Below are 21,431 nucleotides of genomic sequence, written 5' to 3'. Positions count from 1 at the left end.
TGCCCATCGGCAACGAAGCCGGGATGCTGGGACCATCCCTCACGAACAGGCAACAGGCAACAGGCAACAGGCATCCTGGCGCTTCTCGGCTATCAAATCCGCGGGATCATCCCCGCAGGCACGCGAAACAGCCGGAGATCGGCATGGGCGCCACGATTGAGCGGGAAACATCCCCACAGGTGTGGGGAACAGTGGGGCTTGATCACGGCCGTACCGCCAGCAATGGGGGCCACCCGCGCGAGCAGGGATCAAGCCGCCTTCATCCTGGGTCTTTCAGGTCGGGTCAGGGACGTTCGCAGTACTGCAGGATGCCGCCCGCGGAGAAACAGAGGGCACCGGTGAGGGTGCCCCAGTTGGCGATGTCGGCGTTGATCAAGCTGCCGGTGGCCGGGCGTGTGTAAGCGGCGAGCGCCGAGATCATGAACAGGACGGAGCCCAGCTGATTCACGGCGACGATCCACCAGCCGAGGTCACGCTGCCGGATGCACGGCCGGCCGTGGCAGATCTCGACGAAAGCAAGGTGGCCGGAGATCAGGAAAAGCACGCAGCCGATCACATCGGGTGCCCAGATCAGCCGGTTGACCTGATGGGCAGTCAGGCCTTGGAGGAAGGAATCGAGCAGGTCGACGGCGAACACCAGGGTCCCGACGAACAGGACGAAGGCGCCCAGCCAGTCGACCCTCATCGGCTCATAGCTCCACCACCGCCACCGCCGGGCGAACAGGGCACCCTCCCCGCCAGGCACATGACGCGGGGCGTTGACGACCTGCAGCAGCGACACGTAACCGCCGGTGTTGAAGAACAGGCCACCGGCGAAGTAGATCGAAGCGCAGGTAGTGGCATCACCCGAGCCGAACTGAGCGACAGCGGCGCCGGCCGCAAAGAGCGCTCCACCAATGACGAAGGCGGAAGCAGCCACAATATTGAGCCTGCGCAGCCGCGCAAGGACGGTGTCATCCGCGCCGGCATGACCGACGCCGGCCACACCGGACGGACTGACCGCGATAAAACCCCGACGCCGCGCCGGCCGCGACTCCCAGACGACCGTGTCACCCCCCGGCGGCCGCCACGTCAGACGCGTCGTGAACGGTCCCGCACCTTCCGCACGCTGATCAAACTGTCCCACAAACCGACACTAGACGCCCCACCACCCGCCGGCCGCACGCAACACCGCCAACGGGCACGCCGAACCTCCATCCGACCCACTGACCAACACCCAACAACACCTCAACAGCATCGCCGCGCTGCACACCACACAGAGCAGGACCCACCACACCCAAAACACCACCCCTCACGCATCCCCGCGGGAGCGGGGAGCAGCTTCGCGACCTCGGCATCCGGACCGAGTGGTCGGGCGCCATCCGCCGGGGCGCAGTACGAGGCGGTGGTCGCTCGGGCTTCCGCGAGGACGCACTGCAGGCTCGGCAGGCCGGGCTCGCCGCCGGGCGCCGGCCGTCCCCCCACCGCCTGTCCTCGCTTCAAAGACCCTCGGCACACCGTCGCATGGGTCCGGGGATCTCGCGTGATCCAGCCACCTGAGCAGTGACACACGAAGGAAGGGCCGGCGCCCTCGCGGGTGCCGGCCCTTCAGTTATTTCTGCGTGGGTGCTGCGGCGGCATCGGGCCGTCGCAGTCGACGAAATCGCAGGTACTCATTCACGGCGCGAATGAGGTGGTAAACCGCCTGCGCCCACACATCAAGATCGTCGAACATTAGTCACACTCCGAGTGGTCGATCTCCCTCCCCCCGAAGGGGAAGCGAAGGCAATCACTCAGCCGCTGGATGCGGCCCCGCCCGGGACGGATAGGCGGGGGGCGGGTGTGGTCGTCCCTACGTGTCCCATGACGTTCCGGCACGGATGTGAGTTCCCGTCCTGTCAATCGAACTTCCTTTCGCGCTTGCACACTTGACGATCGACCTCCTACCTCCCCAGAAGGCACGCCCCCCTGGAGGGTCGAACGCATGATCGAGCAAACCCTCGACAACGACTTGGGCATGGTGCGATCCGTTCAACGGGTCATTTCAGGGACGCGTGAGTCCATGTCTGCACGCCACACCCCACGACGCGATGGCGCCGGTATCCACGAAGATCCCGATCGCACCAGGCCGAGGAGCCTTCACGACCCTGCCTTCGGAAACCAGCCCGAAGCGCAGCCCTCTTCCGTACGCCGAGCCCACTCGACATCTCAGCACCAGCCCATCTTCACGCCCTCGCCCCTGTCAGGAGCAACCGCGCCCAGGCGGCAGAGTCCCGTCACGGATGCTGGCCGCGCCGCCGGGCCGGCAACGGCAGGCGCCGCCGTGAAGGTCTTCTTGGGGTGTGAACGGCTGTCCGCACGGCGGCCCTTCTCTCCGTGTGTCCGAGCGCGGCGCCGAGGCCAGCTGCACGGGCAGAGATCCGATCGACGTATGTTCCAGTCGGCGACGGATCACGGCAAAGTGGTCAGCCGTCGACCTACGCCCGGTGCATGCCGAGGGCACAGGCCACGCCGCTGAAGGCCAGCCGGGTCGCTTGCGCCGGGTCCGGAGCACCCGGCGGGGCTGTTGTGGTGTGCGTCACGTTCCGGGAACTGGTTCGGGCCGGGCGGACAGTGCGGTGATATGGAGATGAGTGTGCGTGCCCGGATACGGGCGGGAGATTCCGACGCGTTCGGGAGTCTCTTCGACGACTACGCGCGGGCGGTGCACCACCACGCCTTCCGGTTGACCGGAGACTGGTCCGTTGCCGAGGACGTGCTGTCGCTGACGTTCCTGGAGGCCTGGAGGCTCCGGGGATCGGTGGATCCGGACGGCGGGTCCCTGCGGCCCTGGCTGCTCGGGATCGCCACCAACGTCGCGCGGAACACCCGCCGGGCGGCCCGTCGTCACGAGGCGGCCGTGAACCGGCTGCCACGTGAGGAGGTGTCCCCCGACTTCGCCGACGACCTGGTCGGCCGGATCGACGACGCCGGTCGGGTAGCAGCGCTGCGGACGGCGCTCGCCCGGCTACGGCGACCGGAGCGCGAGGTGGTGGCGCTGTGCGTCTGGTCGGGACTGGACTACGCGGCCGCGGCCAAAGCGCTGGGCATCCCGGTGGGAACCGTCCGCTCACGTCTGTCCCGCGCCCGCAAGAAGCTGCACCAGCACGCCCAAGCCAGCCCCCTGGCAGGGAACGGGAACCCGGATCCGGGGCCCGGACAGACAGATGGTGACCGTGTTCCCGCCGTCCGGCTCACTCAGGAGGAAACCCGATGAGCACCACCCCGCCCCGTCCCACCCCGTCCGGATCCACGCCGTCCGGATTTACGCCGTCCGGACCCGCGCCGTCCGGACCCACCACCGCTGAACGCGAGGAGATGGCCCGGCTGTTGCCGCTCCCGCCCGAGCGGAACCTGTCCGCTCGCCACCACCAGGCCCTCAAAGCCCAACTGCTGCGCGAGTTCCGCCAGGACACCGCTCCCGCCGCTGCCAGGCCCCGCTCCGGGGTCCGCCGCCTGACCTTCGCCGCCGTGCCGCTCGCCGCGGGCACCCTGGCCCTCACGCTGACGACGAGCGGGCTGCTCGACCAGGAGCCGGCCACCGACCCGAACGCTGCCGGGGTCCCGGCCCCGGGGAGCACGGCGCCGCAGGCGACGCCGGCCGCGGTGCTGCTCGACCGCATCGCCACCGTCGCCGCGTCCAAGCCCGCACCCGCCGTCCGTGACGACCAGTACGTCTACGTCGCCAGCACGGTCGCGTGGTCCAGCCAGAGCGACGTCGACCCCACCATGCGACTGGACACACCCCACAGCCGCAAGGTCTGGTTCTCGGTCGACGGAAGCCGCCCCGGCCTGCTCCACGAGAAGGGCAAGGAAATCCCGCTGGCCGGCGACCTGGACAAGAGCGGCCGTCCCGCCTCCGACCACCCCGCAGGCAACCCGGCTCCCACCCTCAACAGCCCCACGTACCGCTACCTGGAGTCGCTGCCCACCGACCCCGACGCACTCCTGAAGAAGATCTACGACGAGACCAAGGGGTCCGGGCCGGGTCCGGACCAGGAGGCCTTCGTGACCATCGGCGACCTGCTGCGCGAGCAGCTGACGCCGCCGAAGGTCAGCGCCGCGCTGTACAAGGCGGCGGCGCGGATCCCCGGCGTCACCGTCGTCGGCGACTCGGTCGACGCGGCCGGCCGCCACGGCATCGCCGTCGCCCGCGTCCACGCCGGCGAGCGCACCGAGTGGATCTTCGACAGCAACACCCTGGAATTCCTCGGCGAGCGAGGCATCATGGTCGAGGACACCGAGTGGGCCAAGTCGGGCCAGATCACGGCGACCACCGCCATCCTGACCCGCGGCATCACGAACAAGCCCGGAGACACCCCCCGCCACACCGGCTGACCGCCACCAGCCACACACCCAGGGACCGGACACGAACGGGACTTCCACCACCCAACGAGTCCGGTCCCTCACCACCGACATTCTCACCGTTCCAGGACCCGACGCGGCTGACGACCGCGTTACCCACGTGCTCGCTGACCAGGCGCGGCCCGGCCACAAAGCCACTTCGACCGCATGCGGCCGGCCCGGGACCCGGCGCAAGACAGGACCAGGCGCAAGACAGGACCAGGCGCGAGACGGAACCAGGCGCGAGACAGGACCCGGCGCGAGACAGCAGACAGACCCAACAGCAGCGCTCCGGCGGTCGGAGTCGATCTGCCTTACGGCACCCACCACAAGCACGGGCCCCGGCAAGAGCACCGCCAACGTGCTCTCGCACGGCCGCCCAGCCCTAAAAATGCCACCAGCCACACGGACCCGGACCAAAACCGGGCAGGGAAGCCGGCATCACGACTCGCCCCGGCCGAGACGGGCTCGCACCTAGTCAGCGCGGCAGCAGCCACAACCGACCCAAGCACAGCAAGCACCCCGACCGCCGGCTTGGGAACCTGTCATGAAGGCGGGGCATCGCACCCGAAGGCGTTATTGACGCGTTCATGGCTATCGCAACTAGCATGGCGGAAGCTCCTGTTCGCTCCATGCTCGTCAGACGGAGAGGAAGAGTCGTGCGCAAGTCCCTGATGGTGACGGTTGTGGCCGTGATGGCGGCCATCGGTTTCGCCGCCCCTGCGCAAGCCACCGTGAACAGCGTGGACAGGCCCTACAGCCTGATCTACGGCAACAGCACCGCTTCCGGAACGATCCACTTCACCGACGGGTACTCCGCCAGCGTGTCCGGCGTCGTCCACGCGGCGAGCGGCGCTCGCATGGTCTGCGCCTGGGGAGAGAACGGCAACGTGACGACCGGTGCCATCTGCAGCCCGTGGGCGTATGCGGGCGGGCCGAACCAGTCCTTCAGTGGATCGCTGCAGATCGCGCTGCCCGGCGGCGTCCAGGGGGTCTACATCGCGATGTACGACGAGAACGTCAACCCACTGACCGAGAAGTTCTGCACCCGCAACAGCTGTACGCTGCTGTACTGAGCAGACTGCCTCACCCGCTGGCCGCGGCGGACTGAACAGGGAGCCGGCCGCTTCCCGTTGTTGCCGTGCGGTCCCTTCCACCGGCGCGTGCCCGACCCGTAGGCCCTGCCGGACGAGTCCGGCAGGGCCTACGACACCGGGTGATGGGCGGATGGCGACGGAACCACTCCTGCCTCCGCCCCATGTGGCCTCGCCGACATGGTGGCGCACCCTGGCGGAAGGTGGCGATCACCGAGACGCACTCGGGCGAACACGGTCTTCCGGTCGAGGTCGAGGTGGCGTGCGATGGGCCCTGATCGTCCATCCCTGCTGCAGCAGCCGGTGGACGTCGCTGTGGCGGTCCCAGGTACGCTCGACGACCGGGGTCCGGGGCGGCGCGGGAGCGGGCAGGGCGATCGCCGGGGGCTCGGGGGCCGGTTCCTCCTGATCGGTATGTTTGCGCAGGCAGGAGCGGTACTGGTGGCAGCTCTTCTCGATTGCGGTGGCCAGGTTCTGCAGCAGATGCCAACGTTCCGCGACCTCGATGGCGTTCGGCGCGGCCTCCTTGACCGCTTGGTGTAGGCGCTGGCTCGGTCCCGGCAGATGACCTCTACGCCCGGGTGCTCGCGCTGCCAGGCGGCGAAGGTCGCCGAGGTGCGGTCATCCGGCAGCACGCCCACCACAACGGCCGGCCTCGATGCCCACCAGCAATATGCCGTAGGCCCTGCCCCTGCGCGGGGTAACTCGTCCACCCCGAGAACCCGTGGCGCCCTCGCCGGCACCGTCGGAGCTTCCAGCAGTCCGAGCAGACGGGTGCGTCGGGCCCGTACGTTCATCGCGCGGCACAGGCGTTCGCCGGCCCGGCCTCCGAGCTCGGCCGCGACCGCACGCAGCCACTGCTTCAGCCCGAGGCCGGCGCGACGGTAACGCTCGCTCAGTCCCCGAACCTGCTCGACGAAGGTCCGCTTGCGGCACCGCGGTCGGTCACAGAAGGAGCGGTGAACCCGTAGGCGTATCACCAACTTCCGCTCATTCAATGGGCGTTCGGTCAGCGCGCGCCCGTAGGAGGAATGGGCCCGCTGCCCAGGGAAGCTGCAGTCGGGACATCGCGGCGGCCTGCCACGAGCCGCCGCCTCCACCGTGACAAACTCAGAGCCGAGGCTCAGCCGCTCCAAGTCGACATCGGCTCCGGGAAACAGCACAGCGTCGATCGCGCAGAGATCCACACCAGAGAGATTCCATAAGGAAACGATCCTGCATGCAGGCCGCTGACCTGGGATTTCCCCGCCCGATGCTCAGGAACTCCCCAGAATTGCTCGCCGAGGCTCCCCACCCGCCCGTCACCGCACCACCCTCCTCGTACGGTCCTGACCGCTGCGGCACAATCGAGGTCAACGAGGCGGGCAACGGTGGGGGTGGGAACGTGGGGCTGTTTGGTTCACGAAGCCGGCGTAAGGGCGTACCCAACGAGCCGGCGCTGCTGGCTGCGGCTGCGGAGAATCCCGGTGGCAGCGTCGCCGAGATCGACCCGAGGTATATCGACGACCCGAACGGTTACGTGCCTCCCGAGGCCATCCGCGGTGCGTGGGTGGTGGATGGCAGCGGGAATCTGACGGGCGAGTACCAGCACAATCCCCGTCACGGGGTGCCACAGGACGACTTCAGCGAGCTCACAGATCCTGATCACTGGCTTGGCTGGCTCGGCGATGATCCCGCAAGGGCTGTCCGGGAAGGCATCGAGGAGTCCCTGCGCGCCCAGGTGGCAGACGCGGTGGTCGAGTGGGTGAAGATCCTTGATACGCCTCGGTTTCTCACGGGCGGGCGTCCACGTTCTGATGATGAAGAGGTCATCCTGGTGACCCGCGCGGCGCTCGCCGCGCCGTTTGCGTTGTCCGTGCGGACCAGGCAGCACGGGCGTTCCGTCCTCTTGGGGGTGTTCTCCTGGGCGGCGGCGAACCTCTCAGAGCCCGCAGCCCGGAAGGATCGGCACTGGTTTGACCTTGGCGTCGGGCTGGAGTGGACCGGTGAACGGCTTCAAGAGCGGATCTACGAGATTGACGGTGAGGAGGGCATCGCCCAGCGGTAGAGAGGCAATGCCACTGTGCGCTGCCGGTCAAGGGGGTAGGTATGACACAGCAGGCTGCCTTGATGGGGAGGAGTCGCCCGAACCCTCGGCCGGCGAAGGAACCCACCCTTCCTGATGGCGCTCTGTGTCGACGGCCACCGAGTGGCCTGTCGCTGGGCCGAACATGCTCAGTTGGTCTCCCTGCCGCTTGTGTGACGTTGTTCGGTTGGTCGCTTGCTGTGATCTTGTTGCGGAGAGCCTGCGTGCTGTGTTCGGCGCGGGAGTTGCGGGGTGGGCCATTCCGTGTCGGACGGTGGTCAGGCAGGGAGCCAGTCGCGGTAGCGGGTGGGGGTAATCTGCGCGCCGTCCTTCGCTGTGAGAGCGTCGGCAGGGGCTGAGGCGAAGGGGCCGGCCGTGTTGTCGGTGGTCACGATTCGCTTGTCGCCCCGGGCTGCGAGGGTGATCCTGCCGATGTCGTCCAGAGCGATGGCTTCCGGGCCGACAACGTCGCGTATGCCGTGCAGCGGGGCGCCGACGGCGATGTCGACGACGGCGCGGGCGGCGTCGCCAGCTGCTACGGGCTGCAGCAAGGGTGAGGGAAGACGGACGGCGTCCCCGTCGGCGGTCCAGGAGATGATCTCGTCGAGGTACTCGAAGAACTGGGTGGCACGGACGATGGAGTACGGCACCGGTCCGGTCTTGAACAGCTCTTCCTGGGCGACCTTGGCCCGGTAGTAGCCGAGGTCGGGCACCTGGTCCACGCCGACGATGGACATCAGGACGGCGTGGCGGACGCCGGCCTGTTCGGCGGCTTCGAGGAGGTTGCCGGTCGCCGTGCGGAAGAATTCGGCGGAGGTGTCGTCGGTGGCGGGTGACAGCGTCGCGTCGATGACGACGTCGACTCCCGTCAGCGCCGGGGCGAGTCCCGTGCCAGTGAGCAGGTCCACGCCGGTGGATCTGGCGTGCGGTACCGCGTCGTGCCCGTCCGCGGCGAGGGCCGCCACGATGTGGGAGCCGATGAGGCCGGTCCCTCCGATGACTGCGAACTTCATGTCACACCTCTTTCTGAGAGTCTTTTCGGGAGTGGTACGGGGTCAGCCGAAGATCGCGGTGGGTTCGCCGGTGAACCAGGTGTTGTCGATGACGAGGCGCCGGATCACCCAGCGGTCGCCGTCGCGGACCAGGTCGACGTCGTAGGGGTTCTTCAGTAGCGCGTGCTGGGAGGGATCGGTGATCAGCAGGTGCTGGGCTTCCACCAGGGCGGTCAGGCGGGCGGTGTCCCCATTGAGGGAGATCCGCGGGTTGGTGATCTGGTGGGTGGTGTCCACTCGGCCGGTGAACATGCCCAGGATGGTGGTGACGATGGTGTCCCGTCCGGACATCAGCGGCGGCCTGGCACCCCACTTGGCGGCGGCCGGGCGGAAGTCCAGCTCGGCGTCGGCCGCGAAGGCCGAGGCGAAGAGCTCCTTGTCCTTGAGGTCCTGGCCGAGCCCGAAACGGTAGAGCGCATCGGTGATCTCGGCGCGGTCCCTCAGTTCCGCGACGACCGCGGCGATGTCGTGGGCCGGGGCGGTGAGGGCGCTTTCACGAGTGACGTACATGATGGACTCCTCGGCAGGTCAGGTGGTGTTTCAACACCTCCGATCCTGCTGTGGGCGGCAAGGGGCATCAATGCGCGTCTGCGCAACGGTCGTGAAGCGCCGGTTAACGATGGAACAGACGGGAAGGGGCAGGATGCTGGAGCGGCACGAGCTGGAGGCCTTCCTCACGCTCGCCGAGGAGCTGCACTTCGGGCGCACCGCCGAGCGGTTGCACGTCTCCACGGCCCGGGTCAGCCAGACGATCGCGAAGCTGGAGCGCCGCATCGGTGTCCAGCTGTTCCACCGCACCAGCCGCCGGGTGGAGTTGGCGCCGGTGGGACAGGACCTGTACGCGGAACTCCGGCCCGCCTGGTCCCAGATCACTACCGCCCTCGCGCGGGTGGCCGACGCCGGGCGAGGCCTGACCGGACTGCTGCGTGCTGCCTTCAACGGGCCTGCGGCGGGTCAGCTGCTGGTCGGCGCCACGAGCGAGTTCCGCGACCGCCATCCCGAATGCGACGTCCAGATCCGTGAAGCCCTCCTGCCCGATGTCCTGCCCTGGCTGCGCAGCGGCGAGGTGGATCTCGCCCTGACCTGCCATCCCATGAGGGCGCCGGAAGTCGTCATGGGTCCGGTGCTGGTGCGTGAGGCGCGGATGCTCGCCGTGCCGGCCGGGCACCCGTTCGCCCGCCGCGAGGCCCTGTCCGTCGAGGACCTGGCCCGGGTGACTGTTCTGCAGCTCCCCAAGGCACTACCGGACTCGCTGCGCGAGGACCGTGCGCCGCACCGAACTCCTGCCGGTAAACCCGTCTCCCTCGGCCCGGTGGCCATGACGTTCAACGAGGGGCTCACGCTTGTGGGTGCCGGAGAGGGCGTCTTCGCCGTCGGAGCCCACGCCAGGAGGTACTTTGCCCGCCCCGATGTCACCTACGTCCCCTTCAAGGACGCCGCGCCGGTCGAGTGGGGACTGGTCTGGCCTGCCGACAGAGCTACTGCCCGGGTCCGCGCCTTCAGCGACGCCGCCCTCGACGTTGTTCAACCGCGGACACCGGCACCGTGAGCGCCATCCCCCGCTGCTGCTCGAAGCCGGAGGAGTCCGTATGGAACTCACCCAGGAGAACGGCATGTTCGACATGACTGCGGCGCTCGACCGCCTCGCGGACGGATTGCTGACGGACTGCTGACGGAGCTTCCCTCCAGCCGGATCGCGGCGCCGGTCACCGCACTCGCGGCTGGCAGATTGGCCATTCCCGCGCGGGCAGGGAGCAACGCCCGGGGGGCCCGGACTGCGGCTCCGGTCGGGCTCCATCCCCCGCGTGGCCTTTGTCGCCGAGAGGCAGCAGCGTTTGTTGGTCACCACCTTGAGCCGCCGGCCGATCGACTCAGCGGGCGCGGTGGCTGGTGTTGTCAATCCGGGTAGCCAGGTGACGGCGTTGTGCCGGAAGGACTGGGCGACCGGGACGAGGTCCTGGCCGGTGGTGCGGTCCAGGGCGGTGACGTTGATACCGATGCTCGGTTCGCCCGCGTCGATGGCCGCCGAACGAGTACCGCAGGTCCCGCAGAAGGCACGCCTGGCCTTGCCGGGGAAGGTCTCGAACCAGGGTCAGGTCGTCCCCTGTCCCGGTGATGCGGTCCTCGGGCCAGCCGGCCCCCACCACATCACCGGGGCCCCGCCGAGCCTCTGGCAGTGACCACAGGAACAAAGTTCCTTGTCAAGTCCTTGTGTTCACGCGTTGTGCCTCCTCTACACGGCGGCGCGCGGTGGTGGCTGCGGAAGGGATGGGACGGGCCACTCAACGGTCTGGACGAGCGGTTCCTGTCAGGTCGACTGTGCCTTGTTCACAGGCATGATGTAGGCCACTTCGATGACATTGATGAACCTGTTCGCGTTCCCGGTGCCGAGCATGTTCCCGATGCGGCGGAGCATGTGGCGGGCGGCTCTCAATTCATCACTGACGACCCGATGCTCCACTCACCCAGAGCATTCGTAGCCGCCCCGGAATCCTTGCATCCCGGGATGTGGTCTAACGCTTTCGTCTCGGCAGGCGTCGACGGGCAGAATTCCTCTAGGAAGTAGCCCCGAGCCTTTCTGGACTCACTCCGGTTGAGTATCTCCTGGAGGTCTTGGACTGCCGCGCGGCGGTCGCAGAGTTCTCCGTTGTCCTCGCTGAGCATGACCACGGCGGTCCCCGCCCCGGGAGTTCGCGCCCTGCTCACGGGCGAGAGCGGGATGCCGGTCAGGGGCGCCAAGGGAGCAGGTGAAGGTGCCGGCCCGTGGACGGGCGGTCAACCGGCCGTGCTGTGCTCGGTCTCCGGCACTGGGGGCAGCCAGTGCACGGCGTTGTCGCGGAAGGACGCGTGGATCGGCACGAGGTCTGGGCCGTTGGTGTCGTCGAGGGCGGTGACGTTGATGCCGATCTCCGGGATGTCGCTTTCGATCGCCGCGACGCGGCTGCCGCAGGTCGAGCAGAAGCCGCGTTTCGCCTCGCCTTCGAAGGTCTCGTACCAGGTCGGCTCGCCGCCCTCACCGGTCCAGGTGACGACTCGAAGCCCACCCACCACATCACGGGTGTGCCGCCGAGCTTTTGACAGTGGGGACAGGCACAGGTGTGGGCAAAGACTGCCGGACCCGAGTGGTGAAACGGATGCGGCCGCAAAGGCAGCCGCCGGTACGTTCCCTGGCCGCTTCGACTCCCTGATCGTCGGCGGCGGGGGTGGCGTTCATTACGTTATCTCCCGGGTGTTTTAGGCGAGTTGGGCCCATCAAACGACCGGCTCGGCGACGACCGGGCCGCCGGGTGGGAGGACGATGAGGCGTACGACTGGAACCCGTAGGCCGGACCAGACAAGCCACGGGGCCGGACCCACTCAGGCTGCGTAGTCGAGGAAGTCGGCCACGGCGCGGATGTGCCGGTGGCCGGTGAGCTGGCCGCGGAGGTCGGCGAGGGTGCCGGTGGTGCGGGCGGAGTCGATGCCGCCCATGGCGTCGATGACCTGGTGGCCGATGTCCAGGGCGGAGTCGACATCGCCGAGGGCGAGATGGGCCTCGGCTTGGCGGGCCTGGTAGATGACGGCGCCGCGGGCCTCGCGTGCGGTGTCGTACGGGTCTTCGTGGGTGACGGCGGCCTGGAAGTTCTCCAGGGCCCGGTGGTGCTCGCCCAGGGTGAGCGCGGAGCTGGCGGCGACCTGGTGGAGTTCGCCGTGGTTGATCCAGTACATCGACGGCAGGTCCGCCTCGGGGACGTCGGCCCGGCTGTAGGCGTCGAACGCGGCGTCGACCTGCCACCAGGCCAAGGTGGGGTGGCCGGCCTTGGAATGGGCGCGGGCGGCTCGGGCGTGGAGCATGGCCATCACACGCGGGGAGGAGATCTTGCGGCGGTCGGCGAGCGCGCCGTCGATGAGATGGAGGGCGCCTTGGGGGTCGTCGGCGTTGTAGCGGAGGTTGGCCCAGAAGGCGAGGGTGACGGCGCCGAGGGTGGGGTCCTTGGCGGAGGCGGAGGCGCGCAGGCAGGCGATGAAGTGGCGTTCGGCGGCGTGCCGGCCGGCGTCGTAGGCGCACGATCCGGCGAGCCGGGAGGCTTCGGCCCCGGCGGCGAACAGGCGTCGCCCGGTGGTCTCGGTGTAGGAGGCGTTCTTGAGCAGGCCGGTGATGAGGCGGATCTCCAGGACGCCGGCGTCGTAGACCTCGCCCGCGCCGACGGTGTCGTCGAGGTGGCGCAGGGCGTCGAGGCGAGTGTCGAACAGGTCGGCGGCCTCGGCACCGACTTCACCGCCGCGGCCGCTGACGGCGAGGGCCGGTTCAGCGGTGATCCACTGCGCGACGGCAGCGGCCAGCGTGCTGGTGGAAGCGATCAGAAAGCCGCGCCGGTCCACGGGACCTCCCACGTCCGTCAGTGATGTGACCGTACCCGCCACCGTCCACGGCGACTCAAGAACGGCCTTGTCGTCATCGAGGGCGAGCAGCAGGAAGCCCGGCCAGCCGTGGCGGTCGACGTCAGCGAAGTCGATGCCGTGGAGGCTGCGATGGCCAGCAGCGCGGTCCGCTCGGGGGTGACGCCCTCGCGGGTCCAGCGGGTGGCCTTCTCCTTGCGGTGGGCCATCGCGCCGAAGCCGAGCGCCCGGTGACGGTCGGCCACCCGCTTGAGGTAGGCGGCCGCGGTCAGGCCGTGCCGGGCCATCAGCCTGGTCAGCGGATGGGTGTGCTGCACGGCGGTAGCGGTGATCACGGGCGCTCGACCTCCCCCAAACAGATCCCCCGAGTCTGAGCCCCCTCGGGCCCCGGGCGGAAGAGCGCATCAGGGGTGAGGCAACGGGGAGCAACCGGGGGCAACACGCGGCAACACGCGGCGTCTTCCGGACCCGGGTGGTGCGGCCCGACCGTGGCAGGGCCCGCTGCGAGAAAGGGGCGGGCGACCCCACCGGATTCTCGGAGGTACGTGATGCGTGTTTTCATCGACGGCCTGGACCTGTCCGGCAAGACCCCCCTCACCGCCGCCCTCGCGGCCGAACTCCAAGCCCGCGGCCGCACCGTGGTCGAGCACCGCGGCTTCCTCGCCGACCGCCACCCCGCCCGCCGGCTGTTGAAGAAGCTGCCGCTCGTACGGCAGCCCGACAGCACGCTGGTCACCACCGCCTACCTGGGCGCCGGCTACGTGCTGGACGCCCTGCTCGTGCGGACCCGCGCTTGCGAGCCGGCGGACACCATCCTGATCCAGGACGGGTACGTGGACCGCACCGTCGCCTTCGGCATGGCCGGCGGCCCCTACCTGGCGGCCGTCCTCGCGCTGCGCTGGCCGCGCGTGTTCGCCCCGTTCGACATCGCCGTCTAGCTCCACGCACCCGCCGACGCCCGCCGCACTCGGCTCGGCGTACGGGAGACGCAAGACGCCGTCGACATCCGCGGGGTCGAGGACGCCGAATTCGCCGCCACCTTCACCGCGATGCTCACCCGGGGCATGGGCAGCCGCCACAAGAAACTGCTGGTCTTCGACACCTCCGCCCACAGCTCGCACGAGATGGCCACCGCCATCGCCGACGCCCTCCTCGGCGCCTCCGTCGCCCCGGCGGCCCCTGCGCCGGTGGCCGCGCTCGGAGAGCTGGGGCGTGCGGCGTGACCGCCTGGATGGCCCCGGTCGACACCGGTCTCTCCGAGGCGGCCGGGACGGCGCTGGCCCGCGTTCTCGGCGGCAGGCCGCTGGTGTCCGCCGAGCGGTTCTGCTCCTCCATGCGCACCCTGCACGCCGGGCCCGGGCCGATCACGCAGGCCCGGCCCGACCTCGCGATCGGCTGCTACCCCGGCTGGGAGCCGGCCGCGCCGGACATCGTCCTGGCCGCCGAGGGCGGTACGGGGCGTCGCGGGTCGGCCGAGCGGCACGGCTGGATGGAGGCCGTGGACGCGGACGCGGTCCGGTGGCTCGCCGGGCTGCCGAAGCCGCCGGTGATCGCCGCCTGGTACGCCACCGGCCGCCTGCGCCGCTGGGCCGGTGCGGGCGGCACGGTCGCCGCGATCGACGGCCGGCTGCGGGCCCTCATCGAGGACAAGGCCGCCTTCGACACACTCCTTGAGGTCGCCGGGGTGCCCAGGCGGCTGCGGATCCCGTGCGTACGCGTTGATGGGACGCTGCCCGCGCTGGCCGAGCTGCGGCGGCTGGTGGGATCGCAGCGGCTGGTGGTGCAGGCCGGGTCGGACTCCGGCGGTCGGGGCACCGTCTTCGTCGACGGCGACGCCGACCTGGAGCGCGCGGCGGCCATGAGCGGCCCGTACAAGGTCGCCGCGTTCATCACCGGCAGGTCGTCGAACACCACGGTGTTGTCCGTCCCCGACGCCTCGGGCTCGGTGGCGGTGTACGTCGACCGGCCGTCGCACAAGGCGACCGGGATCGCCGAAGCCGGGATCGGGCCGGGCAAGAGCGCCGGGAACGACTGGTCGCGCCCCTGGCCCGAGGCGGCCGTCGCCGAGCTGGTGGACGCCGCCGTCCGGATCGGCCGCCACCTGTGGGCCGAGCACAAGATGGCGGGGCTGTTCGGGCTCGACGCGCTCCTCACGGCCGAGGGCCCGTGCTGTTCAACGAGATCAACTGCCGCAACCAGGGCACCACCGAGGTCTCGGCGGTCAACCAGCAGCTGCGCGGCCTGCCGCCGTTCCTCGCCGCTCTCCTCACCGTGCTGCTCGGCGGCCGGCCCGACTGGCTTCCGGACGCCGACGGCTTCAACCAGGCCACCATCCGCGCGGCCGCCCGGGGAGGGCCCGGGCGTACTACCTCAAGCTCCGACACCGCGGCACTCACCCGGTCCGCCTGACGGGGCTGCGCGGCCCCGGCGTCTACCGCCCCGAGGGCGGCCGCCTGACGTAGGTGCGGCCCGGCGGCCACCTGGCGTGCGCGAACGCCGACCTCGGCGAAGTGCTCCTGGCCAACCTGCCCACCAAGCACGTGGTGTGCCTGCCCGGCGCCGAACTCGGCACTGCCGAAGCCCTCACCACCGGCCCCGGCACCCCCTTCGCCGCCCCGCACCAGCCGTCCCCCTTCGGCGATGCCGTCCTCGACGCGCTCGCCGCCCACCTCACCCCCGCCCCGACCGTCAGCGAGGTGACCCCGTCATGACCACCACAACCGCGACCGTGGTGCCCGGGCTGCTGGAGCAGCTGCGGGCGCTGCCCGAAGACGCCTTCACCCGCGTCCAGTACATCGCGCCGCAGGTCGGCTGCTTCAACGCGTGCGTCATGTGCTCCCAGTTCGCCGGCCGCGACACCTGGGGCCTCACCCGCGACGGGCTGACCGGCCTGTTCACCACGCTCGGGCAGGTCGCCGCCGAGCGGGACCTGACCGTCGCCTCCGGCCGGATCCACCGCCCCCGTGTCGTCTTCCCGTACCTGGACAACGACATCGGCTCCTACCCGCATCTCGACCACTACGCCGAACTCGCCCGCGACGTGCTGAAGGTGAAGCTGCGCGTCTCCACCGTCGGCTACTCCTCCCACTCCACCCACCTGACCGCCATGCACGAGCGCCTGGTGGCCGAGCACACCGGCTCCTTCGACGGCGTCCGCTTCTTTATCACCCCCTACACCCTCGGGTTCACCGGCCGCTCGGGCACCGACCGCGAGACGTCCGTCGAGGACCTCGCCGCCGGCCTGCGCACGTACCGGCCGCTGCTCGACGCGCTCGGGCACGGCGCCGCCACGGCCGCGTGCGAGCTCCGCTTCGCCCCGCTCGTCGGCATCGGCGAGCTGACCGACACCGACATCGACGGCCACCACGTCCTCGCGACCGGTCCCCACCTGCTCATCTCCCGCAACCGCGGCGCCGGCGAGCTGCCGGAGACGGTGATCGAGCGCCTGGACGAGCACACCCAGCCGGTCTACTCCCGCCCCGGCGCCCCCTACCTGCCCGTCACCTCCGACCACGCCGGACCGACGGCGGCGACCGTGCGGGCCGCGCTCGACGGCACCCTCGGCGTTCCGCACCGGGCCCGGGAGGTGCGGCTGCACCACTTCTCCAACGCCGACGGCCCGTACTGAGCGGCCGACCCCGACTTCCACCCCGACGGCACCTTCACCGCCCTGCACCTCTACCCCGCCACCGACGTCCGCCCGAACTCCGGCTACACCGACGCCACCCGCCCCCTCCTCAACACGCTCCTCGCCCACAAACGCGCCCGCGGCCTCGCACGACGCGCCGAGTTCGAGTACGCCACCGGCACGGACGTCACCGTTCTCGACGCGCTCGCCGCCCAAGCCATGGAACTGGAGCCGGTCGACGCCGCGGCGGCCGCCCACCTTCGCGAGCAGGTCCACCCGCAGGTCGCCGCGTACGCGGCCGCGCTGGAGAAGGCCGGCTACCCGCCGCAACTGTTCTTCTCCCGCGCCTTCACCATCGACACCGGCCAGATCGTCAACCAGGGCCGCTCCGAGCACCTGTTCCGCGGGCTGACCGGCACCAACGGCGAGCCGATGACCCCGCGCGAGGAACGCGGCTTCGGCCAGGCGAGCATGTCCACCGTCCGCGGCCCGATCTGGCGGATCACCCCGCTGCCCCTCACCCCGACCGGACGCCTGCCGATCGCGGTCGCGGGGAAGAAGAACGAGGCCACTGCTCGTTGAGGAGCTCGACCCCTGCCACCTCTCCCCGGTCATGCGCACCACGGGGTGCCGCCTGCGCCGGCACGTGCTGACCCTGCCGGACGGCTTCATCGAGCACACCAGCATGGCGGAGGACCGTGCCGCGTTCGCGTTGCCCGGCCTGCCCGCCGCCTGAACGACCCTGCCCGGGCGGGCGGGTGAAAGAGGGGCAAAGCCCGCCCGGGCTGCCATGGCGGCCACCATACTGGCCGCCATGACCAGCACACCCCAAACCCCCGCCGCGGCCCCGTTCTCCCGGATCAAGATCCGGACCGGGGCCTTGGTGTTCTGCGGCGACGACGTCGCCCTCATCCGCCGCGACCGCGCCGACTCCACCCACTACACCCCGCCCGGCGGCAACGTCGAACACGGCGAAGACCTCGACGCCGCCCTCGCCCGTGAGCTCGCCGAGGAACTCGATCTCAACATCGACCAGGCCGAGGGCGGCGACCTGCTGTGGGTCGTCGACCAGCGCGTCACCCGCCCCGGGCCCACCCCGCCGCCGCGCAAGCTCCACCTGATCTACCGCCTCCACATCACCCCCGAGCTCCGCGCCACCCTCGCCGAGACCGAACAGGACGAACTGCCCGACGGCAGCCACGAGACCGGCACCATCGAGTGGATCGACTACCGCAAGACCGCCGAACTGCCGATCTTCCCGCCCATCGGCCCGGCCCTCGCCTCCCTGCCCGACCCCCGCGCCGCCGTCACCAATGCTGCCCTGCCCGCCGTCACCGACGGCAACTACACCTGGGTCTGACCGCCGGCCTGCCCCGCGCGGGGCGCACATGCGAGCACCCCGCTGAGCCGGGCCAAGGACTACGTCGGCGAGTTCAATACCGCCCTCGCCCCCTGGCCTGGCGGCGCGAGCCGGCCGTCCGCGAGTTCATCCACCGGACCCGAAAGGAGCTCAGCGTCGCAGCGTGACGGCCTGGTCCTTCTAACCGCCGGACGGACGGAGCGGGATGACGTTGCCGGTGGCAGGCTGGTCTTGGTTGTCGGGTTTCCGGAGGATGAGGACGGCTGCCGCGAGGGCCATCTGCTCGGCTCGATGCCGGGACTCGGCCTCGGCAGCCCGGGAGTCCTTGAGAGCTTCCTTCAGGCGGACCACCTCCTTGCGAAGCCGCTTTTCGACCTCCGGTGTCTGGTGCGTTTCCGTACGCACTCGCGCGTAGAACGCCTCCTTCAGGTCGGCGTGGCGTTTTTGCAGCGCCATGCGGTGGACACCGGCCTCTGCGGCGAGCGCTGCGGCTGTGAGGCTGCCGTTGGAGCTGGTGGGCTCGCCAGCCAGGAGGCGATCCATGGCCGCGCGGATGCGGAAGCGTTCGTCCTCGTGCCGCTGGTTCATGGGGCTGGAGGAGCAGTATCAGGAGTCGGCCTTCAACGGGGCGCGTGAGGTATACGCAGACATGTGCAGCTATTCGCTGCCTGAAGGGCTGTGGCACGGTGAGAGTGCCCGCGGGCCGGGCCTGCCCTATGCGCTTCTCTTTCTGGAGCGGGAAGCGCGCTTTCCCCGCGAGTGGACACAACATGCAAAGGCTTGGGGCACAAAACAGTCGCTCATCCGCCGCATTGCTGCCGTCGACCACGACCAGCCGACCAGCCGACCAGGGCGAAGCTCATCGATCTCGTCGAGATCGTCGTCCAGCGGGCCTACCGCTGCAAGGATCGCGAGTACGTTCGCGTCGCACGAGCAGTCGATTGCGAGGGGCTCCGCCACCTGCTCAGTGCGGCCGCTGCGTCGGACAACCCATGGGCACGACTTCATGCCGGCTACGTCCTCTGGCTCCTCGATCGCCCCGAGATACCCAACACACGCCCCGTCTGGCGGACATGGGTCTCGGAAACAACCGGACGACAGCACGGCTCCATCGCCGCCCGCGCATAGCCCTTGGCAAGCACACCCGATCCGCCATTTCCTGTGTCGTCCCCGCAGCCGCTGGTAAGTGCGGTGGTAAGCACGCCCCGGACTTGGTCCGGTACACCGGCATCACTCACCACAACCCGTGACACAGCGAGCAAAGCGACCGGAGCGCAGACCATCCGCGCGCAAGCGGGGGCCCAGCGTTCGCCCCTTGTGGGGGCGACCCCCGCAAAGGCGGGGAGCCCCGAATGCTTTCGGCGGGGCCCATGCAGAGAGCGGTCGCCCAGCGGCGCACATCCATCCCACCGTTCGATCACTGGGGGTGCAGGAGTTCCGGGTCAGGTGACACGGCCGTCCTGCGGGGTTGGCGGTGTTCAGCGCCGGGCTGTTATGGCTGCTGCGGCTGCATCCAGGATGCGGTGCAGGACGGGGACCGGGATCGCCGGATTGGCGACCGCCGTCCGTGCCGTGTCGGCATCGTGCAGCAACCCGGCAAGAACGCGAGCCGGCAGCCGTGGATTGCGCATCGCGGTCCCGCGGACGTCGCCCGCCGGGTCGTTCAGCAGCCGCACCGCGTCGGCCGGTGACAGCCGGGGGTCCTCGGCGGCGCGGCGGCGCACCTCGGGTTCCGAGTCGCGAGCGAGGCGTGCGACGTCGGCATGCGTGGACTCCGGGTCGTCCAGGGCCAGGCGGCGCATCCGCCCGCTGGGGTCGTCGGCGTAGCGCAGCAGGCCCGTACGCGGGAAGTTGGGGTGCTTGCGGGGGCGGTCGGGGTGAGTGAAGCTGCCGTCCCACCAGCGCCAGACCTCCAGCAGCATGTCGGCCGGCGCGTCGTCGCACGATTCGGCAAGGAACAGGCGGACCGTCCGGTCTTCGTCCCTCGCCAGATGCTGCACCACGTCTGGTGGAAGGTTCCGGGCACGGGCCACGCTTCGCCGGATGAGCGGATGGGACGATACGGCGAGGCGGCGCATGGCATCTGGGTCCCCCTGCAGGCGCTCTACCCAGGGGAGAGCGTGCGACATCAACGTCGGGTCGAATGTGTAGCGCACTGCGGCACGCTGCTCCTCGCTGAGGTCGGGCCGCAGTGCCACCGTCGAACGGATGTCGTCGTACGGGTCCTGCGCCAGGACGGCGACGCCGTGTGCGCTGAGCTGCGGGTTGGCGGCCAGCGCCCGGCGTGACTCCGCGTCCCCGTCTCGGACCAGTTGTGCCTCAAGCTCGGGCGAGAGACGGCACTCTTCGAGCGCGCGCCGAGGCACGGGCAGTGCGGCAAAGACCTCGTGCGGCATGGGGGTGCCGATGTGGTGGGCGAGCAGCGCCGCCGTACGCACCCCGTCATCGGGGTCGGCCAGCAGCCGCTCCCGCAGCGGCGCGGCAACGTCCTCCCACCGGGCGCAGGCAGCCGCCCGCACCCGGGGATCGGCATCGGCCGCGAGACCCGGGAGATGGTGTGCTGGGAGCCCCGGGAGTTCGGCGGCCAAGGCTCGGGACGAGCCGGTGAGGAGGTCGTCGAACAGGTCCTCGGGGAGTTCCGCGCCCCAAACGGCGGCATGCTCGGCCCACAGCACGCGCCGACTCGGCGACGGTTCGGTACGGACCAGACGGACCCACTGATCGGACGTGAGCTTGGGCCGGAAGGTGTCGGCGGGCCTCGACCTCACCCGTGGGTCGGGGTGCGAAATGGCGGCGTCGAGGACGGCAGGTCGGTCGCATCCGTGCAGGAAGCCCTCCGCCACGTCCAGCAGTCGGATCAGCAGGTCGTCCGGTGCAGCCGGGTTGGATCCGATCCCCTCCGCCCAGTGCACAGGCCACGCATGCCAGCCGGGCACCGCTGCCCACACCTCAGCGCGCTCGTCCTCCCTCTCGCGCCCGGCAGCCGCGGCAGCCTCCTCCAACCGGTCGGGCAGCCGGTCCAGGGCTGTCACACGAGCCCCGTCCACACTCGGCACCTCCGCCAGAAGCACCTGCCCGTCGAGGGAGAGCGCCACGAACCCGGGACCGCCGGCCAGCCCCGGCACACCACCGCCGACGTAGCGGACCCGGGTCCACCAGGAGTCGTTGCCGCCGATCCGATGTCCGAGGACGGCTATCAAGAACTCGCCGTCGGCATCCGCAAGGCGGCGCCACCACGAGGCGTCGAGCGCTTCTCGGACCGCCCCGTCGGGCGCCGCGATCCCGTGCGCGATGCGCCAGCCGGCCTCCGGAGGCAGCAGGCTGCCCGGGCGTACGTCCTCGACGACCGTCAGTCCGGTGCTCGGGAGCAGTTCGTGGAGCTTCTTTCGGTGTTGCACACGGTCATGATTCCCACCGACTCACTGTGGGACAAGGCCCTCAGCCCAGCCGCGACCTGCCCCGCCGACCTGGTGTGCGCCAGCAGTCCGTC

22 protein-coding genes are annotated in these 21,431 nt (G+C 70.1%); 13 read left to right on the top strand and 9 right to left on the bottom strand.

Annotated features, from left to right (window positions below):
• Positions 1-283: 283 nt before the first annotated feature.
• A complete protein-coding gene (locus ACF07V_RS36805) occupies positions 284-1,126 on the bottom strand; it encodes a hypothetical protein (protein WP_392160213.1) in 843 nt (280 codons plus the stop codon).
• A gap of 1,476 nt (positions 1,127-2,602) precedes the next feature.
• Here ACF07V_RS36805 and ACF07V_RS36800 point away from each other — a divergent pair.
• From ACF07V_RS36800 to ACF07V_RS36785, 4 genes are all read left to right on the top strand, one after another.
• Positions 2,603-3,235 carry an RNA polymerase sigma factor gene (locus ACF07V_RS36800; protein ID WP_392160211.1) on the top strand — a complete coding sequence of 211 codons (633 nt, stop codon included), beginning with the start codon at positions 2,603-2,605 and terminating at the stop codon, positions 3,233-3,235.
• 101 nt (positions 3,236-3,336) lie between these two features.
• Positions 3,337-4,356 (top strand): CU044_5270 family protein, encoded by a 1,020-nt coding sequence (locus ACF07V_RS36795; RefSeq protein WP_392160209.1) that lies wholly within the window; start codon positions 3,337-3,339, stop codon positions 4,354-4,356.
• A gap of 665 nt (positions 4,357-5,021) precedes the next feature.
• Positions 5,022-5,438: a hypothetical protein gene (locus ACF07V_RS36790; RefSeq protein ID WP_392160208.1), complete on the top strand. Its 417-nt coding sequence runs from the start codon at positions 5,022-5,024 to the stop codon at positions 5,436-5,438.
• Between the two features lie 1,237 nt (positions 5,439-6,675).
• Positions 6,676-7,503: a hypothetical protein gene (locus tag ACF07V_RS36785; RefSeq protein ID WP_392160206.1), complete on the top strand. Its 828-nt coding sequence runs from the start codon at positions 6,676-6,678 to the stop codon at positions 7,501-7,503.
• A gap of 296 nt (positions 7,504-7,799) precedes the next feature.
• Here ACF07V_RS36785 and ACF07V_RS36780 read toward each other — a convergent pair whose 3' ends face one another.
• Both ACF07V_RS36780 and ACF07V_RS36775 read right to left on the bottom strand, forming a co-directional pair.
• Entirely contained in the window at positions 7,800-8,534 is a 735-nt protein-coding gene (locus ACF07V_RS36780; RefSeq protein WP_392160204.1) for an SDR family oxidoreductase, read from the bottom strand.
• Positions 8,535-8,576: 42 nt separating this feature from the next.
• Positions 8,577-9,083, bottom strand: coding sequence for a nuclear transport factor 2 family protein (locus tag ACF07V_RS36775; protein WP_392160202.1), 507 nt, complete (start codon positions 9,081-9,083; stop codon positions 8,577-8,579).
• A gap of 70 nt (positions 9,084-9,153) precedes the next feature.
• Here ACF07V_RS36775 and ACF07V_RS36770 point away from each other — a divergent pair, with 70 nt between their 5' ends.
• Positions 9,154-10,122, top strand: coding sequence for a LysR family transcriptional regulator (locus ACF07V_RS36770; RefSeq protein ID WP_392160201.1), 969 nt, complete (start codon positions 9,154-9,156; stop codon positions 10,120-10,122).
• Positions 10,123-11,348: 1,226 nt separating this feature from the next.
• Here the strand turns inward: ACF07V_RS36770 and ACF07V_RS36765 are convergent.
• From ACF07V_RS36765 to ACF07V_RS36755, 3 genes are all read right to left on the bottom strand, one after another.
• Positions 11,349-11,621 (bottom strand): GFA family protein, encoded by a 273-nt coding sequence (locus tag ACF07V_RS36765; RefSeq protein WP_392160199.1) that lies wholly within the window; start codon positions 11,619-11,621, stop codon positions 11,349-11,351.
• Between the two features lie 309 nt (positions 11,622-11,930).
• Positions 11,931-12,947, bottom strand: coding sequence for a transcriptional regulator (locus ACF07V_RS36760; protein ID WP_392160198.1), 1,017 nt, complete (start codon positions 12,945-12,947; stop codon positions 11,931-11,933).
• Between the two features lie 5 nt (positions 12,948-12,952).
• Positions 12,953-13,288, bottom strand: coding sequence for a hypothetical protein (locus tag ACF07V_RS36755; RefSeq protein ID WP_392160197.1), 336 nt, complete (start codon positions 13,286-13,288; stop codon positions 12,953-12,955).
• A gap of 213 nt (positions 13,289-13,501) precedes the next feature.
• On the opposite strand from ACF07V_RS36755, the gene ACF07V_RS36750 reads away from it, so the two are divergent.
• Positions 13,502-13,891 (top strand): hypothetical protein, encoded by a 390-nt coding sequence (locus tag ACF07V_RS36750; protein WP_392160196.1) that lies wholly within the window; start codon positions 13,502-13,504, stop codon positions 13,889-13,891.
• Between the two features lie 111 nt (positions 13,892-14,002).
• Complete coding sequence (locus ACF07V_RS36745; RefSeq protein WP_392160194.1) at positions 14,003-14,176, top strand: hypothetical protein; 174 nt, start codon at positions 14,003-14,005, stop codon at positions 14,174-14,176.
• Between the two features lie 175 nt (positions 14,177-14,351).
• Here ACF07V_RS36745 and ACF07V_RS36740 read toward each other — a convergent pair whose 3' ends face one another.
• Positions 14,352-14,969, bottom strand: coding sequence for a hypothetical protein (locus ACF07V_RS36740; protein ID WP_392160192.1), 618 nt, complete (start codon positions 14,967-14,969; stop codon positions 14,352-14,354).
• 150 nt (positions 14,970-15,119) lie between these two features.
• Here ACF07V_RS36740 and ACF07V_RS36735 point away from each other — a divergent pair, with 150 nt between their 5' ends.
• The 6 genes from ACF07V_RS36735 (at position 15,120) to ACF07V_RS36710 (ending at position 17,941) form a co-directional block, all read left to right on the top strand.
• The gene (locus ACF07V_RS36735; RefSeq protein WP_392160190.1) at positions 15,120-15,362 is read left to right on the top strand and encodes a hypothetical protein; all 243 of its coding nucleotides are present in this window, start codon (positions 15,120-15,122) and stop codon (positions 15,360-15,362) included.
• Between the two features lie 53 nt (positions 15,363-15,415).
• Positions 15,416-15,664 carry a hypothetical protein gene (locus ACF07V_RS36730; RefSeq protein WP_392160188.1) on the top strand — a complete coding sequence of 83 codons (249 nt, stop codon included), beginning with the start codon at positions 15,416-15,418 and terminating at the stop codon, positions 15,662-15,664.
• The gene (locus ACF07V_RS36725; RefSeq protein ID WP_392160187.1) at positions 15,661-16,581 is read left to right on the top strand and encodes a hypothetical protein; all 921 of its coding nucleotides are present in this window, start codon (positions 15,661-15,663) and stop codon (positions 16,579-16,581) included. The genes ACF07V_RS36730 and ACF07V_RS36725 overlap by 4 nt, the downstream gene beginning before the upstream one ends.
• Before the next feature lie 219 nt (positions 16,582-16,800).
• Positions 16,801-17,163, top strand: coding sequence for a hypothetical protein (locus ACF07V_RS36720; RefSeq protein ID WP_392160185.1), 363 nt, complete (start codon positions 16,801-16,803; stop codon positions 17,161-17,163).
• 31 nt (positions 17,164-17,194) lie between these two features.
• Positions 17,195-17,317, top strand: a complete 123-nt coding sequence (locus ACF07V_RS36715) for a hypothetical protein (RefSeq protein WP_392160183.1) — start codon at positions 17,195-17,197, stop codon at positions 17,315-17,317.
• 78 nt (positions 17,318-17,395) lie between these two features.
• On the top strand, positions 17,396-17,941 hold the full coding sequence (locus ACF07V_RS36710) for an NUDIX domain-containing protein (protein ID WP_392160181.1): 546 nt from the start codon (positions 17,396-17,398) through the stop codon (positions 17,939-17,941).
• Between the two features lie 180 nt (positions 17,942-18,121).
• On the opposite strand, the gene ACF07V_RS36705 is transcribed toward ACF07V_RS36710, so the two are convergent.
• Together ACF07V_RS36705 and ACF07V_RS36700 are read right to left on the bottom strand one after the other, a co-directional pair.
• On the bottom strand, positions 18,122-18,529 hold the full coding sequence (locus ACF07V_RS36705; RefSeq protein ID WP_392160179.1) for a hypothetical protein: 408 nt from the start codon (positions 18,527-18,529) through the stop codon (positions 18,122-18,124).
• Positions 18,530-19,419: 890 nt separating this feature from the next.
• Complete coding sequence (locus ACF07V_RS36700) at positions 19,420-21,339, bottom strand: hypothetical protein (RefSeq protein ID WP_392160177.1); 1,920 nt, start codon at positions 21,337-21,339, stop codon at positions 19,420-19,422.
• Between the last annotated feature and the right edge of the window lie 92 nt (positions 21,340-21,431).

Origin of the sequence: Streptomyces sp. NPDC015661 (assembly GCF_043077765.1) — a bacterium.
Taxonomy (GTDB): Bacteria; Actinomycetota; Actinomycetes; order Streptomycetales; family Streptomycetaceae; genus Streptomyces.
This window is presented reverse-complemented; position numbering and strand designations above follow the sequence as displayed.

Coding starts and splice junctions, on each gene's coding strand:
- ACF07V_RS36750 (WP_392160196.1), top strand. CDS start 13,502: ATGCGTGTTTTCATCGACGGCCTGGACCTGTCCGGCAAGACCCCCCTC.
- ACF07V_RS36715 (WP_392160183.1), top strand. CDS start 17,195: ATGCGCACCACGGGGTGCCGCCTGCGCCGGCACGTGCTGACCCTGCCG.
- ACF07V_RS36725 (WP_392160187.1), top strand. CDS start 15,661: ATGACCACCACAACCGCGACCGTGGTGCCCGGGCTGCTGGAGCAGCTG.
- ACF07V_RS36705 (WP_392160179.1), bottom strand. CDS start 18,529: ATGAACCAGCGGCACGAGGACGAACGCTTCCGCATCCGCGCGGCCATG.
- ACF07V_RS36745 (WP_392160194.1), top strand. CDS start 14,003: ATGCTCACCCGGGGCATGGGCAGCCGCCACAAGAAACTGCTGGTCTTC.
- ACF07V_RS36795 (WP_392160209.1), top strand. CDS start 3,337: ATGGCCCGGCTGTTGCCGCTCCCGCCCGAGCGGAACCTGTCCGCTCGC.
- ACF07V_RS36770 (WP_392160201.1), top strand. CDS start 9,154: ATGCGCGTCTGCGCAACGGTCGTGAAGCGCCGGTTAACGATGGAACAG.
- ACF07V_RS36775 (WP_392160202.1), bottom strand. CDS start 9,083: ATGTACGTCACTCGTGAAAGCGCCCTCACCGCCCCGGCCCACGACATC.
- ACF07V_RS36785 (WP_392160206.1), top strand. CDS start 6,676: ATGCAGGCCGCTGACCTGGGATTTCCCCGCCCGATGCTCAGGAACTCC.
- ACF07V_RS36780 (WP_392160204.1), bottom strand. CDS start 8,534: ATGAAGTTCGCAGTCATCGGAGGGACCGGCCTCATCGGCTCCCACATC.
- ACF07V_RS36720 (WP_392160185.1), top strand. CDS start 16,801: ATGGAACTGGAGCCGGTCGACGCCGCGGCGGCCGCCCACCTTCGCGAG.
- ACF07V_RS36800 (WP_392160211.1), top strand. CDS start 2,603: ATGGAGATGAGTGTGCGTGCCCGGATACGGGCGGGAGATTCCGACGCG.
- ACF07V_RS36710 (WP_392160181.1), top strand. CDS start 17,396: ATGACCAGCACACCCCAAACCCCCGCCGCGGCCCCGTTCTCCCGGATC.